Source organism: Pseudomonas fluorescens (assembly GCF_902498195.1).
GTDB lineage: Bacteria > Pseudomonadota > Gammaproteobacteria > Pseudomonadales > Pseudomonadaceae > Aquipseudomonas > Aquipseudomonas fluorescens_BU.
The window spans coordinates 786,784-806,634 of record NZ_CABVIY010000003.1 but is presented as its reverse complement, the minus strand read 5'-3'; the positions used below and the strand labels follow the sequence as shown (position 1 = coordinate 806,634).

Sequence of the window (19,851 nt, the reverse complement as noted above, 5' to 3'; positions counted from 1 at the left end):
GAAAAACACCAAAACCAACAATAAAAAACAGTTTCGGGAACAACAATAATGACCAGGAAATACAGAGTAGCCGCCGGGCTGCTAGGCGTTTGTGCCAGCGCGGGCGCTTACGCAGCCGATTACTCGCCCAACAACTTTTTGCTGGGGGACTGGAACGGCGAACGCACTCGCTTGCATGAACAGGGCGTCGATTTTCAACTGACCTACGTTAACGAACTGGCCTATAACACCCAGGGCGGCGACGAGCACAAAGGCACTTACAGCGACCAGTTGATGATCGACACCAACTTCGACTTGCAGAAGTTGCTGGGGTGGCAGGGTGCAAGCTTTCGCATGACCTTCAGCAACCGCAATGGGGAAAACCTGACGGCCGAAGCCGGGACCAACACGCTGCTGGCCGCGCAGGAAATCTACGGCTACGGCAGTGTCACGCGCCTGGTGCAGTTCTATTACCAGCAAGTGCTTATGGATGATCGCCTGGTGGTCAAGCTCGGTCGCCTGCCCATGAGTGGCGATGTCTTTCCGTTTTCCTGCAAGTTTCAGAACCTGACGTTCTGCGGCACGGTGCCAGGCTACATCACGCCCAACTGGTTCACCTGGCCCGTCAGCCAGTGGGGGGCGACGGCTGCGGCCAAGCTCACGGACGAAGTGTCCGTCAACGCCGCGTTGTATCAGGTCAACCCGCGCTTTACCGAGAACTCCCAAGGCTTGAACTTTGGCAGCCCGTCCGGCACCACCGGCTATCTAGCGGTCGGGGAACTGGCTTGGACACCCACCGTTAACGGCTTGCCCGGCAGTTACAGGGTGGGTATCTGGCGCAACACCGGCGATTTCAGCGACGTCTACGAGGACGTCAACGGCCGGCCGATCGGTGTGACGGGCGACGCTCCGGTTCAGCACGATGAGGCCAGCGGTTACTACGCCCTGATCGAGCAAAAGGTCTATCAGGATCCGGGTAACAGTGCCCGGGGCGTCAACCTGTTCGCCAACTTCATTCAATCGGATCGCGACGTGTCCTACGTGGAACGGGTCTGGCACGTCGGCACATTTATCAGCGGCCCCTTCGCCGCACGGCCACAGGATGAAATCGGCCTGGCGATCGGTCGTCTAGAAGTGAATGGACAATCCGCCAAGCGTGTCCGTCAGCAAAACGGCTACACCCAACCGGCCGGCGATACGGAATACCCGATGGAGTTGTACTACGGGGTCAGCGTCACGCCAGCCCTGACTCTGCGGCCCAATCTGCAGTACGTGGTCAATCCGGGTGGGATGAGCGGGGACAAAAGCGTGGTGGTCTTCGGGCTTAAAACGGAAGTCAGCTTCTAGGTCATTGAAGAACAAGTGTGAAGAAAATCCCCGGAGTCAGGGCCTTTTCACGCTTGCGATTTGAATAATGCATGATATATCACCGTTTGGCGCCTACGCCTGAAACAATTCGAAAAGGAGATGCGTGCTTATGAATACCCTCGTTGATTTTGCTGCGGTCCAGCAGCGTGTCGCTGCCCTGAAACTACCGGGGCAGGCCTTCATCAACGGTCGCTTCGTCGATGCACTGAGCGGCGAAACGTTCGCCAACGTTTCGCCGCGCAAGGGCCAGGTGCTCAATTACGTAGCGTCTTGTCAGTCCGAAGACGTCGACGTTGCCGTCAAGGCTGCCCGCCAGGCATTCGACAGTGGCGTGTGGTCGCGAATGGCACCCAAGGAGCGCAAAAAAGTCATGCTGCGTTTTGCAGCGTTGTTCGAGCAGAACATGACTGAACTGGCGCTGCTAGAGACATTGGACATGGGCAAACCGGTGGCCGAAAGCGCCGGTTTCGATGTGCATGCGGTGCTCGAATGCCTGCAGTGGTATGCCGAATGCTGCGACAAGGTCTATGACGAAATCGCCCCTTCAGGGCCTGGTGCGCTGGGCATGATCACCCGCGAAGCCATCGGCGTGGTGGCCGCTGTAACCCCGTGGAATTTCCCGATGCTGATGGCGATGTGGAAAGTCGCCCCGGCCCTGGCGATGGGTAACTCGGTCATTCTCAAACCCGCCGAACAGTCACCATTGACAGCGCTGCGCATCGCCGAGCTGGCCGCACAGGCGGGTATTCCGGCAGGGGTTTTCAACGTGCTGCCAGGCTTTGGCCCGACGGCTGGTCGCGCCCTTGGCCTGCACATGGATGTCGACACCCTGGTGTTCACCGGTTCCGGTGAAGTAGGCAAATTGTTCCTGCAGTACTCGGGACAGTCGAACATGAAACGGGTGTGGCTGGAGTGCGGCGGCAAGACGCCGAACATCATCCTCAATGATTGCCATGATCTGGAGAAGGCCGCGAACACGGCCGCCCGGTCGATGTTTTTCAATCAGGGTGAAGTCTGTGTGGCGCCTTCGCGACTGATCGTCGAGGCAGGTATTCGCGACGAGTTTGTCGCGCAAGTCCTCAAGGTTGCCCGAACCATCGCCGTTGGCGATCCGCTCGATCCGGCTACGCAATTGGGCGCGATGGTCGACCGTGCACAGATGGATCGGGTGCTGGGTTACATCAAACAAGGCAGCGAGGAAGGCGCGCGCATCATCCTCGGTGGCGAACGCGCCAGCGGTCCTCTGGCCGACGGTTTCTACATCCCGCCGACGATCTTCGACAACGTCACCAATGACATGACCATCGCTCGGGAGGAGATCTTCGGCCCGGTGTTGTCGGTGATCACCGCCTGCGACCACCTGGACGCCGTGCGCATCGCCAACGATTCGCCCTACGGCCTGGCCGCCAGCCTCTGGACCAGCGATCTGTCGCGGGCCCACGCCATGATCCGCTCGCTGCGCGCCGGCAGCGTCTGGGTCAATTGCTTCGACGGCGGCGATATCACCATGCCATTTGGTGGTTACAAGCAATCGGGCAACGGTCGCGACCGCTCGCTGCACGCGTTGGACAAGTACTCGGAGCTCAAATCCGCCTGGATCGATTTACAGGCCTGACCGGCAGTTACGACTGCAAGTCCGGTGTTGCGCCACGCAGCACCGGATACCCGCTTCAACGATCAAATCAGCGCACTGGAGAACAATAATTATGAAGCTGTCAGCTGTTCGTTCGATCACCGCGTTTGCCCTGGCGAGCCTCATCGGCTCCCACGCCTGGGCGGCCGGCAAACATGAAATCTATAGCTTGATGCCCAACACTGCGTTGTCGGGTGTCATCGATCCCGACATGCCCGATCGCACGTCGATCAATAAGGCGTTGCCGCTGAAAAAGAAGGGTGAGCGCCTGCGCATCGGCTGGACCGAAATCACCCTGGGCAATCCCTGGTTCGTCTCGATGATCGATGACGCCAGGACCGTGGCTAAAAAGTACAACTACGACATCGAACTGCAAGTGGCAGACAGCGATGTCGCCAAGCAGAGCGCACAGGTCGATAACTTCATCACGCTGGGCGTCGATCTGATTGTCATCGACCCCACCGATATCCAGGGTTCGGTGTCCGATGTCGAGCGTGCGGTGAATGCCGGCATCCCGGTGATCACCGTGGGTACAGCGCCGGATGCCCGGGCGCCGGTGATCACCACCAGTACGGGTAACCCTTACGGCAGTGGTTTCGAGGCCGGCCGTTACGTGGCATCGAAAACCGATCCGGCGACCGTGATCAATGCTGCAATGGTCATTGGCGTGATGGGTAATTCCACGTCCGAAAGTCGCCTCAATGGCATGATTTCCGGGATCGTCTATGCCCGCTCGCAGGAGCGCCGACTCGGTCTGTCCAAAGAAGACGCCATGCTCAAGGGCTTCAAGCTGTTCCAGCAGGTTAAGGCCAAGGGCAACTTCAGCTGGCCGGAAGGCGGCTTCAATGTGCTGGCGTGGGGTCGCGGTGACTGGACCGAAGAAGGCGGGCTGGCCGCTACCGAGGACATCCTCGCGTCCCAGGGGGACAAATTGAACCTGGTGCTCGCCGAGAACGATTTTATTGCCATCGGTGCAATCAATGCCCTGGAAAACGCTGGCAAGAAAAACAGCGTGATGGTCGCCTCCGGGGCCGGCAGCTTCCGCGTCGCGCTGGACTTGATCAAGCAGGGCAAATTGCTGGTCAGCGCTACCAACAGCGGATCGGAAACCGGGGTTGCCGCGATCGAGTTGATCCACCAGATCCTCAACAAGGGACTGGACGCGAACAACTTGCCACTGGCGTCGTACTTCCCGGTCACGCTGATCACGCCGGATAACGTCGATACCTACATCGCCGCCGACAGCCTGCCACCGTCTACCGAGACCGTACCGCCATTCCGCTCCATCGAGCAGATCAAAACCGCGATGAAGTGATGGATTGAGGATGAGCCGGACGGCGGTCGTCATTGCTGGCGGCTGCCGTTCGATCGGCGGCAGTTTCAAGACGGTGAACACAATGAATGCAATGCAAGAACCAGCGGTGGAGATGCTCGACATCTCCAAGAAATTCGGTGGTATCAGTGCCCTGGACAGCGCCAGGTTTTCTGCCCGTGCGGGGGAAATCCACGCACTGATGGGTGAGAACGGCGCTGGTAAATCAACCCTGATGAAGATCCTGTCGGGGGCTTATGTGCGCGATGCCGGTGGGGTCACTCTCAATGGCCAGACCGTGGATATTCGTAAACCCGGCGATGCCCTCAAGCTCGGTATCTCAATCATCTACCAGGAGTTCGCGCTGGCCGCGCACCTGTCGGTGGCCGAGAACATCTGTATCGACGATCTGGGCAAGAGCAAGGGCTTTGTCCGATGGACAGACATGCGCCGCAAGGCCCGGGCGATTCTCGATGAGCTGGGCTTCCACGATATCGACGTGCGCCAACCGGTTGGCAGTTTGTCGGTGGCTTACCAGCAAGCGGTGGAAATCTGCAAGGCGCTGTCACGCAACGCGAGGGTGTTGATATTCGACGAACCGACAGCGGTGCTGACCTCCCATGAGGTGGAAAAACTGTTCCGGATCCTGGATGAACTGCGCCGCAAAGGCGTGTGTATTGTCTACGTCTCCCACCGCATGGATGAAATCTTTCGCATCTGCGATCGCGCTACGGTGCTCAAGGACGGCAAGACCGTGGGGACTCTGGATTTGGCGGACGTCACCGAGCGCGGCCTGATCGAGATGATGATCGGACGCGAGCTCAGCGATCTGTTCCCGGCACGCCAGGCGCGGATCGGCAACGTGTTGCTCAAAGTCGAGCACCTGTGTGCCGGGCGCCTGGTGCGTGACGTGAGTTTTGAAGTGCGCGCCGGTGAAGTCCTGGGTTTTTGTGGCCTGGTGGGCGCCGGGCGCACGGAAACCATGCGCGCGATCTTCGGCGCTGACCGGACCACCTCCGGCGCCCTGTACCTCGATGGTCGGCAGATCCACAACCGCACGCCACGGGACGCCATCGCTAATGGCATTGGTTTATTGCCGGAAGATCGCAAGCAACAAGGCGTCCTGCTGGAGATGTCGATACGGGTCAACGGTGCCTTGCGCCCCAACAGCCCCTACACCGGCCGCATGGGCTGGATTGCCAATGGCCGGGAAGCTCAGGGTATTGAAGCCTTGCGCAAACAGCTGGCGGTCAAGACTCACTCGATCGAGCAATTGGTTGGTGATCTGTCGGGCGGCAATCAACAGAAGGTCGCGCTGATGAAATGGGTCGATGCCGGCTGCCGCGTGCTAATTCTCGATGAGCCCACCCGCGGTGTGGATGTGGGCGCAAAAACGGAAATCTACCGGGTCATCAATGACCTCGCCGAACAAGGTGTCGCAATCATCATGGTCTCTTCGGAAATGATCGAAATCATCGGCATGTGCGATCGCGTGCTGGTGATGCGCGAGGGCGCGATCGCTGGCGAACTGGCGGGAGAGCGCATCAAGGAGCAAGCAATGATTTGCCTGGCAATGGGAGTAGAACATCATGAGTAACCCCAATTCCAAGTTGGCTACGGCTGAGCTGGTGCATGAAACCCGACGCGCTCAAGGCAGCAAATTGAGCCTGCGTTCGTTGCAGCGGCTGTTTCTGGAACACAATGCCCTGGTGATGCTGGTAGTCCTGGTGATTGTCGCCAGCGTGCTGTCGGCGGACTTCTTCACCTTCCTGAATTTAGGCAACCTTCTGCGCCAGTTGACGCCCTTGCTGCTGGTCAGCATCGGCATGCTGATTGTGATCCTGACAGCGGGTATCGATTTATCCGTGGCCTCGGTCGCGGCGGTTGGCGGCATTGTGGTGGCGATGACCTTTAATGTCCTGCCGGTTGAAGGCAGTGTCGGGCTGTTGTTGGCAGTTGCCATTGCCGTGGCCAGTGGTGTCCTGATGGGCTTGGTGACCGGCACCTTCATCGCCTATTTCCGCATGGCTCCCTTTATCGCGACACTGGCAATGATGACGGTTGCCCGAGGCCTGGCATTCATTCTGTCGAACGGCCAGCCCCAACGCCTGGACGATCGACTGTCCAGCGCGCAAATACTGCGCGATTTCGGTCGGCTGGCCGACGGGCTGCTGGGTGTGCCATGGCCCGTGTGGCTGGCGGTACTCGTCACGGTCGTATTTGCCTTGATCCTGCGTTACAACGCCTATGGCCGCCTGACCATTGCCAGTGGCAGCAACGAAACGGCGGTGCGCCTGGCGGGCATTGCGGTGGAGCGCTACAAATTGGCAGCCTATGGTATTTGTGGCGGCTTTGCGGCATTGGCTGGAGTGGTGATCGCTTCGCGCTCAGGTGTCGCCACGCCCAGTGCCGGCATGGCACTCGAGCTCGATGCGATCGCCGCGTGTGTCATTGGCGGTGCATTGCTCACCGGGGGCAAAGGTACGATTTTCTACACAGTGGTAGGCGTGCTGGTGCTGGGCCTGATCGGCAACATAATGAATTTGCTGAGCGTGCCGGCCTATCCGCAGCAAATCATCAAAGGCGCAATCATTGTCATCGCGGTGTTGTTGCAGGGTGTCGGTCGACGAGACGCGCGTATTTGACGAAACCGCCGGACGGAGTGGCAGGCGCGAGTTGATGATGTATGATGCGTTATCGTCAATTCAAGTCGGCAGATTCACAAGTCTGCCACTGCGGCGAACAGTAATCGACCATGGAGATCGAGTCATAGTGACCGTGCATAAGCCCATTGATAAAGGCAACTTGAGCGAACGGGTGTATTCCATTATCCGCACCGCGTTGATGGATGGGCAGTACCAGCCAGGCGATCGGTTGCGCATCAGTACACTGGCCGAAGAGTTTGGTGTGTCGATCACACCGGTGCGCGAGGCGATCTTCCGTCTGGTCAGCGACCATGCGCTGGACATGAAGGCCGCGACCTCGATTTATGTTCCGGAGTTGACCGTCAGCCAATTGCGAGAGATCCAGTTGATTCGTCATCTGCTGGAAGGCGAGGCCGCTGGTGTGGCGGCTCAGCGCATCACCCAACCGGAACTGGAAAAGCTCGAAGCCATTCAGGATGCGTTCCAGAAAGCAGTGCCCGTGGATTACAGGCAAGCCGCCTTACTGAATCGGGAGTTCCACTTCGGTTTGATCTCTGCCGCGCGCATGCCGGTGGTGTCCAAGACCCTTGAGAACATGTGGGTCATCATGGGGCCGCTGCTGAGCCGCTTCCACGCCGAGGTGCCCAAGCGGGAACTGGCGAGCGCCAAGCACAAGCATTTCGAAGTACTGGAAGGTTTGCGCACCCGCGATTCGGCCAAGGCCAAAGGCGCGCTGCAAGCGGACATCGCCTGGGGCGAGTTGATGATCGACTGGCTGGAGAAAAAGGAGAACCTGGCGGAGGCCTGAACTACAACGCAGCTGTCGGATTTCTCTGAACACATCGCCCGAGCTCTTTGCCAGGAGTCTCGGGCGATGTCGTTTCAAGGTCGCGGGTCGCCAAGGATGGCAATCCATTTCCCACCTTCGCCCCCCTGTTTAAGCGTGTGCAGGGCCTGGGGAAGGTTGTAGAAATCGAAAGCCTGACGATGCGGCATCGACAGGCGACCGTCCAGTATCTGTTCCAGCAGGCGCTCGCCCGCTTGGCGCAGCTGCTGGCGGTCGCTCGAACTGGCGTGAGCATGGAAACTGTTAAGGGCCACTTCGTGAAGGGAAATAGCGGTGCTGAAGGCCGGTAATGGCGCGCTTTCCTGACGGTCCTGGATGCAGACCAAGTGACCGTTGTAACCTAGCAGCGGCGCCAGGCTCGCGGCATGGGCGCCGCTGACGGTGTCGAACAGCGCGTGCAATCGACGCTCGCCCAAGGCGGCCTGCAGCGTTTGCTGCCACTGCTCGTCACGGTAATCGAACACACCGACTGCCCCCAGGGCTTTGAGCTGTGAATGGTGTCTGGTCGCCGCCGTTGCCCACACGCGACAGCCGCGTTGAACAGCCAGTTGCACCAGCAATAAACCGACCGAGCCGCCGGCACCGACCACCAGTACGTCTCCCGGCGCCACAGGTACTTTATCCAGCGCCTGCCAGGACGTCAGACCGGGGCAGGGCAGGGCGGCGGCAACGCTTTCATCGAGTGCCTTGGGCACGTTCAAAACGGTACTGGCATCGAGCGTGCAGTATTCGGCAAAACTGCCATCGCGCGTCAGCGACTGGTGATACGCAACCAGAGTCCCGGCCTTCAAGGTGACACCCGCGCCTGCCGCCACGACCTCGCCTACGCCATCCACGCCCGGTACATGGCCGGTCTTCCAGGCGGCATGACCCCACTCGATGATCTTCCAGTCCACTGGATTCAACGCCACGGCGCGATTGGCCACAAGCACTTCGCCAGGACCTGGCTGGAGCAGCGGTTTACGAATCAATTTCAAGCCATCGATACCTTGATCCGAGGTCCAGGACCAGGCGGCGAAATCAGTCTGCATGCGTGAATCCTCATGGAAATCCGTTAATCAGCAGTATCCCTGCCAGCGCTGCTCAGCTAAATGTCAATTGGCGCAAAGGTGTTGTGAACTCAAATCAACAATCGCTGTAAGCCCCGCGTGGCTTGGCCTGCGTGGGTTTTACCTTGAGTCCACAGGTGGAAGTTCGGGTGGGCGTGACTGATTGGCGTGTACTTATAAGTCTATTATGGACTAATGTGTATTTTGCTTGCCAAGGCAAGTTTCATATCCTTCAAACACACGCTAAACCGACATGTTCTGGAGATTCACAATGGGTACAAGAACAATAAAAAAATCATCCGTATTCCCCGCCACGTTGTTGTTTTCAAGTTTGATGTGGGTGGCGACAGGCAATGCCACGCCTGCTTTTCCAAAGGCTGATCAAGTCGATGAAATCATGGGGGCGCTCATGAAGGAACAAAACATTCCGGGGGCGGCCATCACGATACTTAAAGACGGCAAACCGCTTTACACCTCGGCCTACGGCTCAAGCAACCTGGAAACCAAAACGCCTGCAACCGCAGCGACGGTTTTCCAGTCCGGTTCGGTGGGCAAGATGTTTACATCGTCCGTCATCATGCTGCTGGTTCAGGATGGCAAGCTTGGACTGGACGATCCTGTTGCGCCCTATTTTCCGGAAGCCAAAGGCATGTGGGACGGTGTGACCATTCGCCAGGTCATGCTGCAGCGCTCGGGCATTCCCGACTATGAACAGTTCAACAGTATTGATATCAAGCAGGATTACACCGATGAGCAACTCATCACGATGCTGTCGTCCAAAAAGCTAGACTTCACACCAGGTACTCAATATCGATACAGCAACTCGGGATATGTGGCCCTGGGGGTGTTGATCAAGCGGGCAACTGGACGGTTCTACGGCGATCTGCTCCGAGAAAGAATTTTCGACAAGTGCGACATGAAAACCGCGCAGGTCAATGTGCTCAAGAGCATCATCCCCAGTCGTGCCGCGGGCTACGTAGTCGAGGAAGGATCACTGGCAAACCCGGGCCCGGTATCACAAAGCCTGGCCCAGACGGCCGACGGCAGCTTGCTGCTGACGATCAATGACCTTTCCGCCTGGGATCAATGCCTGTCAAAAAACAAAGCCTTGACTGAACAATCCATCAACACTGAATGGCAGGTACCTTTGCTGCCAGATGGCTCCCGGCCGATCACCGGCTATGGCTTTGGCTGGCAAAACAATGCTTTCAACGGGCGCAGGTTGATTGAGCATGGCGGGTCGTTTCAGGGCTTCCACGCCCATTACGCAAGGTTCGATACTGGCCTCTCCATTGGCTTCCTGGCGAATATGGAATCTGCGCGCAGCGGTTACATTGTCAAGCGTATTGCCGCAGTGATCGATCCGGAACTGGCACCGTTGGAAAAAGAAATTGACGGAACGGCGGCCACCACTCAAAAAACCAAAACAGCGCTGATTGCATTGATGCGCGGCAATGATGACCCTCTGCTCAGTAGCAATGTACGCAAGGCTTTTGACGAAAAACGCATCACAGAGATTGAATCGTCATTCAGTAAGCTGACGAACGATACTCGGCTGATACAGGTTGCCGAGACAAAAGAAAACGCCGTCACTCACCGTATCTACAGAGCGGTGTCAAAAAAGGTGAATTACCTTGATGTCGCAGTTGCCAATGGCCGTATCACGGACTTGAAGTTCTCCTATGAGTAAGTGGGTGTTGTTTTGAGGAACGTCTGAATCCTGGCGGGTGATCAAACCGTCAGCCTCCAGAACAAGCCCTGCAAGCGCGAGCTTGCAGGGCTTGTTAGTGATGCAAGGCTAACTCTGAACCCTTCAGGATTTCGGCTGGCCCGGGACTTTGAGTCGCTCAAGTATCACCTTGCCAACATCCAGCGCAGAACCCGGGTTTTGACCTGTCACCAGTTCTCTATCGATGACCACGTGCGAGGCCCACGGCGAAGTGTTGCTGCTGAATAGACCTCCAGCCAGTTCCAATGCTGTCTGCGGATAGAACTTCATGGCGCCCCCCTTCAACAGCCCTTTGGCCAGGTCCTCTTCCTGATTACTGATGACTGTGAATTGGTAGCCGGCGTAGGTCCAGTCTGACTTCGTGGTTTTGGCGCCGGTTTCAAGTTTCTGAGTGAAGGTGGTCGGGTCGGACAGCGTCGAGAGCAAGGCAATCGGCCCATGGCAAACCAGAGCGGTTGTCTTGCCTTGGTCATGGAAGTTGGTTAGCAGTTTCCCCAACTGTGCGCTATTGAGGAGGTCCTGCATCGGTGCGTGGCCACCGGGTACATAGATCGCATCGAAGTGCTCGTAACCCATCTGTTCGACGCGCGACAGGCTGATGACCGGCGACTCACCCACGGAGGTGATCTTGAGCTTTTCCAGCAGCGCCTTGTGCTCCTGCAGTGCGCTTGCATCATTGTTGAAGTACATCTTGTCGTTGGACGAGTTGTCCAGCGTGGGTGCCTTGCCCGTCGGCGTGGCAAAGGTCACCGAATGCCCGGCGTCGAGCAGCAGTTTCACCGGTTGCATCAACTCGTTCAGGTAGAAGCCCGTGGCAAAGACTTTATTGTCCTTGAGCTCAAGGTGGTCTGAATCTGACAGCACGATCAGTACATTGCTGGCCTGGGCGTTGAAGGCCGAAGTGCAGAGAGCCATTGCAAGAGCAAGTCGGGTAATGGGGCGCATGGGATTTCCGGACAGTGGAGGGATGTATGTTCGATCAGCAGTCGCCTGATCGTTGATGCAACTATATTCATGCCTCAATGGGCGATAAACCTGCTAAAAAGAAAATCACTTGTTCTTTGGAGATAAAGGTGAGCCGTCGATTCGATTATCTTGCGGACGTAGAAGTCTTCATCACCGTTGTGGAGAAAGGCTCGCTGAGCGCCGGGGCCGTTGTTCTGGCGACCACCCCTTCTGTGGTCAGCCGGGCGATCTCACGCCTGGAAACACGCCTTGGCGTTCAGTTGTTGCGGCGCACGACGCGACGCCTGAGCCTGACCGAGGCGGGTTTGCTGTACCTCGAACAATCCCGTGCGGCATTCTCGTTAATCGATGATGCGGAGCGGGCCATCCTTGGCCAGGAGGGGGCATTGACGGGCCGGGTACGACTCAGCGTGCCGACGACCTACGGGCATTTCCGCTTGCCGGCGTTGCTCTGCCGCTTCAATCGACAGTACCCGCAGGTGCGCATCGAAATGAGCATCAGCAATCGAAATGTGGATCTGGTGGCCGAAGGGTATGACCTGGCTATTCGCCTTGGGCAATTACCTGACAGTGGCCTGATTGGACGCAAACTGGAGGATGCGGGTTTGTGCGTGGTGGCCGCGCCGGATTACTTGCGGGATGCAGGTACGCCCCGCAGTGTTGACGACCTGTCTGCGCATGCCTGCCTGCCATTTGTGATGCCCAGCAGCGGGCGGATAGCGCCGTGGCTGTTCTGCGAGCAGGGGATTGACCGGGAGTGGTTCCCCGAGGCGAATATTCAAGTGTCCGACGACGTGCTGGGCACTGTGTCTCTGGCCGAGCACGGTGCGGGAATTTGCCAGACTTATGACTTCATTGTTCGCGAGCGAATTCAAAGTGGGCGCCTGGTGCCGCTGCTCGAACGGTCGGGTGGAAGGTCCCGACCGTTTTCTGTGATATTCGCGCCTCATCGCCAGTTATCGGCCGCGTCCCGGGCGCTGATCGACTTCCTGACCCGCGAAGTGGCGGATCAGACCCTCGCGCCACTTATCGAGCGTCAAGCAATCGAGTAGGGCGGGTAATCGGTATAACCCCTGGCTCCGCCACCATAGCTCAAGGCGCGATCCGGTATTAGCAGCGGCCAGTCGTTGTACAGGCGTTCGACCAGATCGGGGTTTGCGATAAATGGCTCGCCGAATGCTGCAATGTCGATCAATCCTTCACGCAAGAAATGCTCCGCACGCGCTTTGGTCATGCCCCCGGCGAGAACCAATGTTCCCTGGTAGTGGCTACGGAATTTCTTCAGGAAGTCGTCTGGAATCGGCGAACTGCCCCGTGACAATTGATCCATGAAATGAACATAGGCCAACCCACGCCGGGAAAGCTGATCGGCGACGTACAGGTAGGTTTCCTGGATATCGTCGTAAAGCCCCATGTCGAACAGTCCGCCAAACGGTGACAGGCGTATGGCCGTGCGGTGCGCACCAATACGATCTATGACGCTATCGACCACCTCGAGCAAGAAGCGAGTGCGGTTTTCCAGCGTGTCGCTGCGGTATTCATCGGTACGGTCATTGACCAAAGGATTGAGGAACTGCTCGATCAAGTAGCCGTTCGCTCCATGCAGTTCAATGCCGTCGAAGCCGGCATCAATTGCGTTGGCGGCGGCCTGGGTAAAGTCACGAATGACTTCTTTGACTTCCTGTGTGCTGAGGGCGCGGGGGGTGGAAACATCGACTGGGCCGGGCTCGCCATGCTCAGTCATACCCCAGGCTTGGGAATTGCGGGCAATTTGGGACGTCGAGCTCACCGGTGCAATCCCGTTCGGCTGGATGCTGACATGGGAGACGCGCCCGACATGCCATAGCTGGGTAAAGATAACGCCACCGGCATCGTGGACAGCCTGAGTCACTTTGCGCCAGCCATCGATCTGGGGCGTCGTGTAGATACCAGGGATGGCCAGAAACCCTTCGGCCGAGCGTGAAATCGGAGTGCCCTCGGTAACGATCAGCCCGGCACTGGCGCGTTGGCTGTAGTAAAGCGCGGTCAGCTCATTGGCAATGCCATCGGGGTTGCGAGCCCGGGTCATCGGTGCCATTGCGATTCGATTGCGCAGCGTCAGCGCGCCGGCCTGGCAGGGGCCAAATAATGTACTCATGGAATACGCTCCTCACTTGATTTGCTCAGGAGCGTAAGCGCCCTTTAGCCCACTGATAACCTGGCAACGATGAACATGTTCTGTGAGGAAGCTTCACAACTGCGCAGGGAAAGCGGGGAGGCATCCTGTACATCGGCTAGGCATGTGAAATTGATTCCAAAGTGAAGTGAACGTTATCCGTTGCTTTCTGTGATTTTTAGCGGGGCGCTTGTGATATTTTTTCACGAGTCATTCAGGGGGGACAGGACGTGGATAACAGAGCGGGTGAGATGTCGGTATTCGTGCGGGTTGTTGATGCTGGCAGCTTTTCCCAAGCCGCGCGCCAAATGCTGATGACGCCTTCAACAGTCAGCAAACTGATCGTTCGCCTGGAGCTGCGCCTGGGGGTTCGCCTGCTGGAACGCTCCACACGCAAGCTGTCATTGACGGATGAAGGGCGCGTTTACTATGAACGCAGCCATGCACTGCTGGCAGAGCTTGATGATGTCGAACGGGTGTTGGCGCAAGGTGCACAGAAAGCGCGCGGGACCGTACGCATCAATGCTTCGGTGGCGTTTGGCACACTGGCGATTGAACCCAATTTGCCAGCGTTCTGGGAGGCGCATCCCAATATTCAGATCAACCTGTCCCTGTGCGACGACATCGTCGACATGTACCTGGACAGAACGGACATTGCCTTCCGGGTTGGCGTACTCAATGACTCGACGCTACGCGCGCGAAAGATCGGGATTGCCCGGCGCAAGATCGTTGCTTCGCCCGATTATCTGGAAAAATACGGGGTTCCCGAAACCCTGGAAGACCTATGCGAACACAATTGCCTGAGTTTCAATTTCCGTCGCTCCAGTCCGGTTTGGCCCATGCATCAGGGCGGCCGTATCGTTGATCGTATCGTCCAGGGTAACCTGCAAGCCAATAATGGCGAAACGGTTCGGCGCATGGCGATTGCAGGCGTCGGGATCGCCAGGCTGGCGGACTTTCACATTGATGAAGACCTGGCCACGGGGCGTCTGGTCGAGGTGCTCGCACAAAGCGGTCATGATTGCGAGGAAGTCCATGCGCTGTATCAGGGTGGGCAGCATGTGCCCCAGCGTATCCGGACGTTCCTCGACTTTATGGTGCCACGCCTGCAAGCCTTCATGGAGCGCGGGTGAACCTGCTGCCTTGGTCAGTGGCTGGATTCAATAATGGCCTTGAGGTTCTCCAGTCCTTGGCGATACAAGACTTCAAAATGCTCGATGACCTGCGCTTCATCGGCCCCCTGGACCACGAAACTGCTTGACCAGGATGCGAGGGTTCCGCCCTTGCCATCGGATTGCGCGGACATTCTCCCGACGTAGTCAATAACCGGCGAAGGGCCTTCCAGCAAGGCATAGCTGTAATACCTTTCACCCTCATCAAATGTGAGCAACCGCTCGACAATCGTCGCGCCATTGGCGGTTTGCAGATGACGCAGGCGTCCTGCGTCACTCAGGCTGCTGCTGGCGATAACATTGAGCCAGCGGGGCAACCAGTCAAAGCCGCCAAGAAGTGACCAGACTTGTTCGACGGGGCGTTCGATAGCGATCCAGATGTGGACTTCACTCATATGTTTACCTGTTTTTTTGGGGGGTCATAGGATCACTGAGGTAACCAGCCATAAATTGGCGGCACTGATCAGCAGGAAAATCAACCAGGCCACGACAGCGACCGGCCGTGAAATCGCGAAGTCGCCCATCAGGGTTTTATCGCGGGTAAACCGAATCAGCGGATAGACCGCAAACGGCAGTTGTATCGACAGCACTACCTGAGAAAACACCAACAGGTCGCCCACTGCGCGATCCCCCAGCCAGAGTATTGCGCCAAGCGCCGGCACAATGGCCAGCAGACGGGTGACGATGCGCTGCTTGCACAGTGAAACCCTGAGTTTCAGGAAACCCTCGAGCACCACCTGGCCGGCGAGGGTGCCCGTCAGCGTCGCGCTTTGTCCGGACGCAAGCAGAGCCAGGGCAAAAAGTACGGCGCAAAGGGTTCCCCCCATCAGGGGTGCCAGCAGTTGGTGGGCTTGCTCGATGCCGCCAATCCCGGTGTAGCCGTTGTCATGGAATACCGCTGCGGCCACTAACAGAATGGCGACCTGTACGGCGGCGGCAATCGACAGCGCGCGGATCGTGTCGATTGAACCGCGGCGCACGGATTGCCTGACCTGCACTGTGTCATTCAGGCGGCAGGGGGATCGGGCCAGGGACGAATGCAGGTACAGATTGTGTGGCATGACGGTCGCGCCGATGATGCCCACCGCAATGAACAGCGCCCCAGGTTCAGCCAGCGTGTCCAGTGAGGGAATGAAGCCTTGTAGAGCAGCGCTTGTATCGAGTGTGATCAGCGAAAGCTCTATGGCAAAACACAGGACAATGATCGCGACCAGTGCCAGGACAATCTTCTGCACTCGACCATTGGCGGCGCCTTTCACACCCAGGATGACCAGGGTAGTGATAGCCGTGAGCACAATGCCGATGCTCAGCGGCAGGTTGAACAGCAGTTTGAACGCCAATGCCGCGCCCAACACTTCAGCGATGTCAGTGGCGATGATGGCTATCTCTGCCATCGTCCAGTGCGCAAGTGTGGCTTGTCGGCTGTAGCGAAGACGGCAGGTCTGGGCAAGATCCTGACCGGTGACCACGCCCAGGCGCAAGGCGAGTGTTTGCAAGAGCATGGCCGCCAGGCTCGACAACACCACCATGAACAGCAGGCTGTATCCCAATTGCGCTCCGGCGGCGATCCCGGTAGCCCAGTTGCCAGGGTCCATGTAACCCACGGCAATCAACAGCCCGGGCCCCATCAATAGTGAGAGGCGCCGGGGCGCCGGCGATCGTTGGTTGGCCAGCTCCCCGGGATGCTCCGAAAGCGACATCTGTGCTGTCATCGATCAAAGTCCCCTGTGTCGCCGGGCGCGCTGGGGCAAGCGCGCCAGCACCAGGGTATGAATGAAGAGCAGAAGGCCGGTCACCGAGAGGACCGTCGATACTGCTCCACTCATGGCCTGGGCTGACAGCAGGCACACCAGCGCCGCCAGTTGGATCAGCAGGCGCTGGACCAGGGAGCTGCGTGAAGCTTTCGACACCTCAAACAGGCAACCGGGCCAGGCCTCTGGCATGGCTCGCGAGAATTTTGTGACCGCGATGGCCACCACGACATAGAGCCCGATCCCGATACCGGGAATGCCATCGGTCAGCGCCATGACGATGGCGCTGATCGTTAGCAACATTGCAATTACAGTGCACGCAACACGGCTTTGGCTCATGGTGCTTCGCTCAATCCCATCGGCGCGTCCACTCGCAGGCGCAACACATGAAACGGTGGCTGACTGTCGTCCTCACCCGCATTGAGCAGGGGGTGGCGGTGCAACTGGTTGGCCGTGATGTACAACCATTTGCCTTGTGCATCGAGTTCGACACCATCCGGCCAGCCGAGCAACCGGTCATCCTGGGCCAGGATGCGGTAGCCGGCCGGCGACGCCAGCCCGATGGCGTTGTTCGCGATGTCGGTTACGTACACATTGCCCTGGGCATCGACATCAAAACCGTCGCAGTGCGGCTTTTCGCACCAAAATTCCACCGCTTCACTCAACGCTGTAGCGTCGCTGGGTTGGGCGAGACTTTCGGTGCTGATCCGATAGACCTTGCGCGCCGACATCGAGCCGAAATACACCCATCGGCCCAAGGGATCGATCGCAATGGGGTTGAGGCCGTAGCGATACGCAATAACTTCACCTTCGGGCGTACGCAGTGCCAGCGGTTTACCCGCAACCATCAGCGGCACATCGCCCGGCATCAGTCCTGGGTAGCATTCCAGCGAGCGCCACGAAAGACCGGTTTGCAGGTCGACCACGACAATAGCCGGGTAGTCGCTGGCGCCACTGGGATTCATCGTCATGTCAGCGATATAGATACGCTGGCGCCGCCAATCGATGACGAAATCCTGAGTGAAGGAGCTGGGGCGCAGGACGTTCTGCGGCAACACAATCATTCGATGCAGGCTTTGCGTTCGATCATTCCAGGCGATGAGGCGAGGCTGTTGTTGCTGTGGCTTGCCCATGTCGAGTATCCAGACGACCCCTTCGGGGTCGGTTCGGATACCGATCACGGCGGACACGCCGCGCCCATCGTCGCCGGGTTTGCTGGCCCAGGCCTCATTGGGGTAAGCCGAGTGCTCGCCGTTCTGCGCCACTGCCCGTACCGAGATATCGGGCGCGATAATGGCCGATACCGACACCAGCACTCGCCCGTCAGGCAGCACAGTGGGGTTGCCCGGACGCTCGACCGGGAAGGTCGCGAAAATCTCCAGTGCTTGACTGTTCATGGCTTGGCCTGCACGAACGATTCGGCGGTGCCGCTCGAAGGATCGACAAAAATGATGTCGCTTGGATCACGTCGCGGGGTGTCGACTGACACCATGAACAGCGGGTGTTCGAGGATCTTCGGCATTCCGTGGACAGTGAACTTCTTGAAGAACAGCATTTCGCCCGGACCCACTTCGAACTCTTCGCGGTCACCCATGAAAAACGTCGCACGGCCTGACAGCACAATCAGGTATTCGTCACAGGTGGCGTGGTAATGCGCGGGGGTCGGGTGATAGACCCGGAAGACACGGGCACTGGCTTCATCTTCATCGGTCAGGCGCGTGTCGACCAGTAGCGTTTCGGCGGTTTCGGGGAACGTCTTGACGATCTCGTCGAGATTGAACGAGGCGTGGGGTGCGGCCTCGACCAGTTTTTTCCGGGTGCTTGCTTCGGTCATCTTGAAACCCTCATTCAGGCGTCTTTCGAGGGACGCTGTGATGTTGTCTGTGGTTTCAGAGTAAGCACTGGATGAGCTGCAGAGAACGCAGTGGCCGTGCACAAGATTTGAGAATTCAAATAACAATTCGACTTGCTCGCGTGCCCGTCGGGATGGCGTGCTTCTGCGAATTCAATTCCAAACAGCTACGCCCGGCGGGGCATTTCTGGCACGAACGGCCTGCGCCATAGTGATGAGCACTCACTATCGAGTCCAGCTGTGCCGGAGACAAAGATGCAAGTCAGAGCTGCTGTTCTGAGACACATGAATGCGGCCCCGCCCTATGCGCAGAGCAAGCCGATCACGATCGAAACCATCGAGCTGGCGCCGCCAGGGCCGGGTGAAGTGCTGGTGCGAATCCGCGCCGCCGGCCTGTGCCATTCCGACTTGTCGGTGATCAATGGAGACCGGCCCCGGCCTATGCCCATGGCGCTCGGTCATGAGGCGGCAGGCGTGGTCGAAGCCCTGGGAGATGGGGTCAGCGACCTTGAGCCAGGGGACCATGTGGTCATGGTGTTCATGCCCAGTTGCGGTCATTGCCTGCCATGCGCCGAGGGCCGCCCGGCACTCTGCGAGCCCGGGGCAAAAGCCAACGCCGCCGGGACGCTGATCAACGGCTCGGTGCGTTTGAGCTCGCCTGCCGGCCACGTCCATCACCACCTGGGCGTCTCCGCGTTTGCCGAGTACGCCGTGATGTCACGCAACTCCGTGGTCAAGATCGACCGCGAGTTGCCCTTCGTTGAAGCGGCGCTGTTTGGTTGTGCGGTGTTGACCGGTGTCGGGGCGGTGGTTAACACCGCGCAATTGCGCGTGGGCTCGACCGCCGTGGTGATCGGCCTGGGCGGCGTAGGCCTGGCTTCGGTGTTGGGTGCACGGGCTGCGGGAGCCAGCAAAATCATTGCTGTCGATCTGTCACCGGAAAAACTCGCCTTGGCCAAGGAAGTCGGCGCCACCGCCGTGGTCAACGGTGGTGACCCGGACGCCGTTGAACAGGTGCTGGCGCTGACCGGTGGCGGCGCCGACTATGTGTTCGAAATGGCCGGTTCGATCCGTGCTTTGGAAAATGCGATGAAGATGACCAGGCGCGGTGGGATGACGGTGACCGCCGGCCTGCCACCACCCGGTTCGGCGCTGCCGGTCAACGTCGTTCAGTTAGTGGGCGAGGAGCGCACGCTCAAGGGCAGCTATATCGGCACCTGTGTACCGCTGCGCGACATTCCGCGGTTCATCGAGCTCTATCGTGACGGTCGCCTGCCGGTGGATCGACTGTTGAGTGGCAGGCTCAAGCTCGACGAGATCAACGAAGGTTTTGACCGGTTGCATGATGGCAGCGCGGTGCGTCAGGTCATTGAGTTTTGAGGCGCGACAGCAA

The 19,851-nt window shown here is 58.5% G+C and carries 18 protein-coding genes; 10 read left to right on the top strand and 8 right to left on the bottom strand.

Going from position 1 to position 19,851, the window contains the following annotated elements; translation table 11 throughout:
* The first annotated feature begins 48 nt into the window (after window positions 1-48).
* The 6 genes from F8N66_RS14615 (at window position 49) to F8N66_RS14590 (ending at window position 7,745) form a co-directional block, all read left to right on the top strand.
* The gene (locus F8N66_RS14615) at window positions 49-1,326 is read left to right on the top strand and encodes a carbohydrate porin (RefSeq protein ID WP_150770831.1); all 1,278 of its coding nucleotides are present in this window, start codon (window positions 49-51) and stop codon (window positions 1,324-1,326) included.
* Window positions 1,327-1,456: 130 nt separating this feature from the next.
* Window positions 1,457-2,962, top strand: coding sequence for an aldehyde dehydrogenase (locus tag F8N66_RS14610; RefSeq protein ID WP_150770830.1), 1,506 nt, complete (start codon window positions 1,457-1,459; stop codon window positions 2,960-2,962).
* A gap of 91 nt (window positions 2,963-3,053) precedes the next feature.
* Entirely contained in the window at window positions 3,054-4,295 is a 1,242-nt protein-coding gene (locus tag F8N66_RS14605) for a sugar ABC transporter substrate-binding protein (RefSeq protein ID WP_150770829.1), read from the top strand.
* An 82-nt stretch (window positions 4,296-4,377) separates the two neighbouring features.
* Window positions 4,378-5,889, top strand: coding sequence for a sugar ABC transporter ATP-binding protein (locus F8N66_RS14600; RefSeq protein ID WP_150770828.1), 1,512 nt, complete (start codon window positions 4,378-4,380; stop codon window positions 5,887-5,889).
* A complete protein-coding gene (locus F8N66_RS14595) occupies window positions 5,882-6,937 on the top strand; it encodes an ABC transporter permease (protein ID WP_150770827.1) in 1,056 nt (351 codons plus the stop codon). Before F8N66_RS14600 ends, F8N66_RS14595 begins: the two co-directional genes overlap by 8 nt.
* Before the next feature lie 127 nt (window positions 6,938-7,064).
* Complete coding sequence (locus F8N66_RS14590; RefSeq protein WP_191622992.1) at window positions 7,065-7,745, top strand: GntR family transcriptional regulator; 681 nt, start codon at window positions 7,065-7,067, stop codon at window positions 7,743-7,745.
* Between the two features lie 74 nt (window positions 7,746-7,819).
* Here the strand turns inward: F8N66_RS14590 and F8N66_RS14585 are convergent, their stop codons facing one another.
* Window positions 7,820-8,815, bottom strand: a complete 996-nt coding sequence (locus tag F8N66_RS14585; protein WP_150770826.1) for a zinc-binding dehydrogenase — start codon at window positions 8,813-8,815, stop codon at window positions 7,820-7,822.
* A 289-nt stretch (window positions 8,816-9,104) separates the two neighbouring features.
* On the opposite strand from F8N66_RS14585, the gene F8N66_RS14580 reads away from it, so the two are divergent.
* Window positions 9,105-10,523, top strand: coding sequence for a serine hydrolase domain-containing protein (locus tag F8N66_RS14580; RefSeq protein ID WP_191622991.1), 1,419 nt, complete (start codon window positions 9,105-9,107; stop codon window positions 10,521-10,523).
* Between the two features lie 123 nt (window positions 10,524-10,646).
* Here the strand turns inward: F8N66_RS14580 and F8N66_RS14575 are convergent, their stop codons facing one another.
* A complete protein-coding gene (locus F8N66_RS14575) occupies window positions 10,647-11,507 on the bottom strand; it encodes a type 1 glutamine amidotransferase domain-containing protein (protein WP_150770824.1) in 861 nt (286 codons plus the stop codon).
* A gap of 128 nt (window positions 11,508-11,635) precedes the next feature.
* On the opposite strand from F8N66_RS14575, the gene F8N66_RS14570 reads away from it, so the two are divergent.
* The gene (locus tag F8N66_RS14570) at window positions 11,636-12,580 is read left to right on the top strand and encodes a LysR family transcriptional regulator (RefSeq protein ID WP_150770823.1); all 945 of its coding nucleotides are present in this window, start codon (window positions 11,636-11,638) and stop codon (window positions 12,578-12,580) included.
* Here F8N66_RS14570 and F8N66_RS14565 read toward each other — a convergent pair.
* Entirely contained in the window at window positions 12,565-13,665 is a 1,101-nt protein-coding gene (locus F8N66_RS14565) for an alkene reductase (RefSeq protein WP_150770822.1), read from the bottom strand. The genes F8N66_RS14570 and F8N66_RS14565 overlap by 16 nt on opposite strands.
* Before the next feature lie 269 nt (window positions 13,666-13,934).
* On the opposite strand from F8N66_RS14565, the gene F8N66_RS14560 reads away from it, so the two are divergent.
* A complete protein-coding gene (locus F8N66_RS14560) occupies window positions 13,935-14,816 on the top strand; it encodes a LysR family transcriptional regulator (protein WP_224790481.1) in 882 nt (293 codons plus the stop codon).
* A 14-nt stretch (window positions 14,817-14,830) separates the two neighbouring features.
* On the opposite strand, the gene F8N66_RS14555 is transcribed toward F8N66_RS14560, so the two are convergent.
* Genes F8N66_RS14555 through F8N66_RS14535 form a run of 5 tightly spaced genes read right to left on the bottom strand, consistent with a single transcriptional unit; the run spans window position 14,831 to window position 18,440 of the window.
* Window positions 14,831-15,250 (bottom strand): SRPBCC family protein, encoded by a 420-nt coding sequence (locus F8N66_RS14555; RefSeq protein ID WP_150770820.1) that lies wholly within the window; start codon window positions 15,248-15,250, stop codon window positions 14,831-14,833.
* A gap of 24 nt (window positions 15,251-15,274) precedes the next feature.
* On the bottom strand, window positions 15,275-16,567 hold the full coding sequence (locus F8N66_RS14550; RefSeq protein ID WP_150770819.1) for an Nramp family divalent metal transporter: 1,293 nt from the start codon (window positions 16,565-16,567) through the stop codon (window positions 15,275-15,277).
* A 3-nt stretch (window positions 16,568-16,570) separates the two neighbouring features.
* Window positions 16,571-16,945 carry a hypothetical protein gene (locus tag F8N66_RS14545; RefSeq protein WP_150770818.1) on the bottom strand — a complete coding sequence of 125 codons (375 nt, stop codon included), beginning with the start codon at window positions 16,943-16,945 and terminating at the stop codon, window positions 16,571-16,573.
* On the bottom strand, window positions 16,942-18,003 hold the full coding sequence (locus tag F8N66_RS14540; protein ID WP_150770817.1) for an L-dopachrome tautomerase-related protein: 1,062 nt from the start codon (window positions 18,001-18,003) through the stop codon (window positions 16,942-16,944). The genes F8N66_RS14545 and F8N66_RS14540 overlap by 4 nt, the downstream gene beginning before the upstream one ends.
* Window positions 18,000-18,440, bottom strand: coding sequence for a cupin domain-containing protein (locus F8N66_RS14535; protein ID WP_150770816.1), 441 nt, complete (start codon window positions 18,438-18,440; stop codon window positions 18,000-18,002). The genes F8N66_RS14540 and F8N66_RS14535 overlap by 4 nt, the downstream gene beginning before the upstream one ends.
* Before the next feature lie 303 nt (window positions 18,441-18,743).
* On the opposite strand from F8N66_RS14535, the gene F8N66_RS14530 reads away from it, so the two are divergent.
* Window positions 18,744-19,838: a zinc-dependent alcohol dehydrogenase family protein gene (locus tag F8N66_RS14530; RefSeq protein ID WP_224790473.1), complete on the top strand. Its 1,095-nt coding sequence runs from the start codon at window positions 18,744-18,746 to the stop codon at window positions 19,836-19,838.
* Window positions 19,839-19,851 lie beyond the last annotated feature (13 nt).

Coding starts and splice junctions, on each gene's coding strand:
- F8N66_RS14615 (WP_150770831.1), top strand. CDS start 49: ATGACCAGGAAATACAGAGTAGCCGCCGGGCTGCTAGGCGTTTGTGCC.
- F8N66_RS14610 (WP_150770830.1), top strand. CDS start 1,457: ATGAATACCCTCGTTGATTTTGCTGCGGTCCAGCAGCGTGTCGCTGCC.
- F8N66_RS14605 (WP_150770829.1), top strand. CDS start 3,054: ATGAAGCTGTCAGCTGTTCGTTCGATCACCGCGTTTGCCCTGGCGAGC.
- F8N66_RS14600 (WP_150770828.1), top strand. CDS start 4,378: ATGAATGCAATGCAAGAACCAGCGGTGGAGATGCTCGACATCTCCAAG.
- F8N66_RS14595 (WP_150770827.1), top strand. CDS start 5,882: ATGAGTAACCCCAATTCCAAGTTGGCTACGGCTGAGCTGGTGCATGAA.
- F8N66_RS14585 (WP_150770826.1), bottom strand. CDS start 8,815: ATGCAGACTGATTTCGCCGCCTGGTCCTGGACCTCGGATCAAGGTATC.
- F8N66_RS14580 (WP_191622991.1), top strand. CDS start 9,105: ATGGGTACAAGAACAATAAAAAAATCATCCGTATTCCCCGCCACGTTG.
- F8N66_RS14575 (WP_150770824.1), bottom strand. CDS start 11,507: ATGCGCCCCATTACCCGACTTGCTCTTGCAATGGCTCTCTGCACTTCG.
- F8N66_RS14565 (WP_150770822.1), bottom strand. CDS start 13,665: ATGAGTACATTATTTGGCCCCTGCCAGGCCGGCGCGCTGACGCTGCGC.
- F8N66_RS14560 (WP_224790481.1), top strand. CDS start 13,935: ATGTCGGTATTCGTGCGGGTTGTTGATGCTGGCAGCTTTTCCCAAGCC.
- F8N66_RS14555 (WP_150770820.1), bottom strand. CDS start 15,250: ATGAGTGAAGTCCACATCTGGATCGCTATCGAACGCCCCGTCGAACAA.
- F8N66_RS14550 (WP_150770819.1), bottom strand. CDS start 16,567: ATGACAGCACAGATGTCGCTTTCGGAGCATCCCGGGGAGCTGGCCAAC.
- F8N66_RS14545 (WP_150770818.1), bottom strand. CDS start 16,945: ATGAGCCAAAGCCGTGTTGCGTGCACTGTAATTGCAATGTTGCTAACG.
- F8N66_RS14540 (WP_150770817.1), bottom strand. CDS start 18,003: ATGAACAGTCAAGCACTGGAGATTTTCGCGACCTTCCCGGTCGAGCGT.
- F8N66_RS14535 (WP_150770816.1), bottom strand. CDS start 18,440: ATGACCGAAGCAAGCACCCGGAAAAAACTGGTCGAGGCCGCACCCCAC.
- F8N66_RS14530 (WP_224790473.1), top strand. CDS start 18,744: ATGAATGCGGCCCCGCCCTATGCGCAGAGCAAGCCGATCACGATCGAA.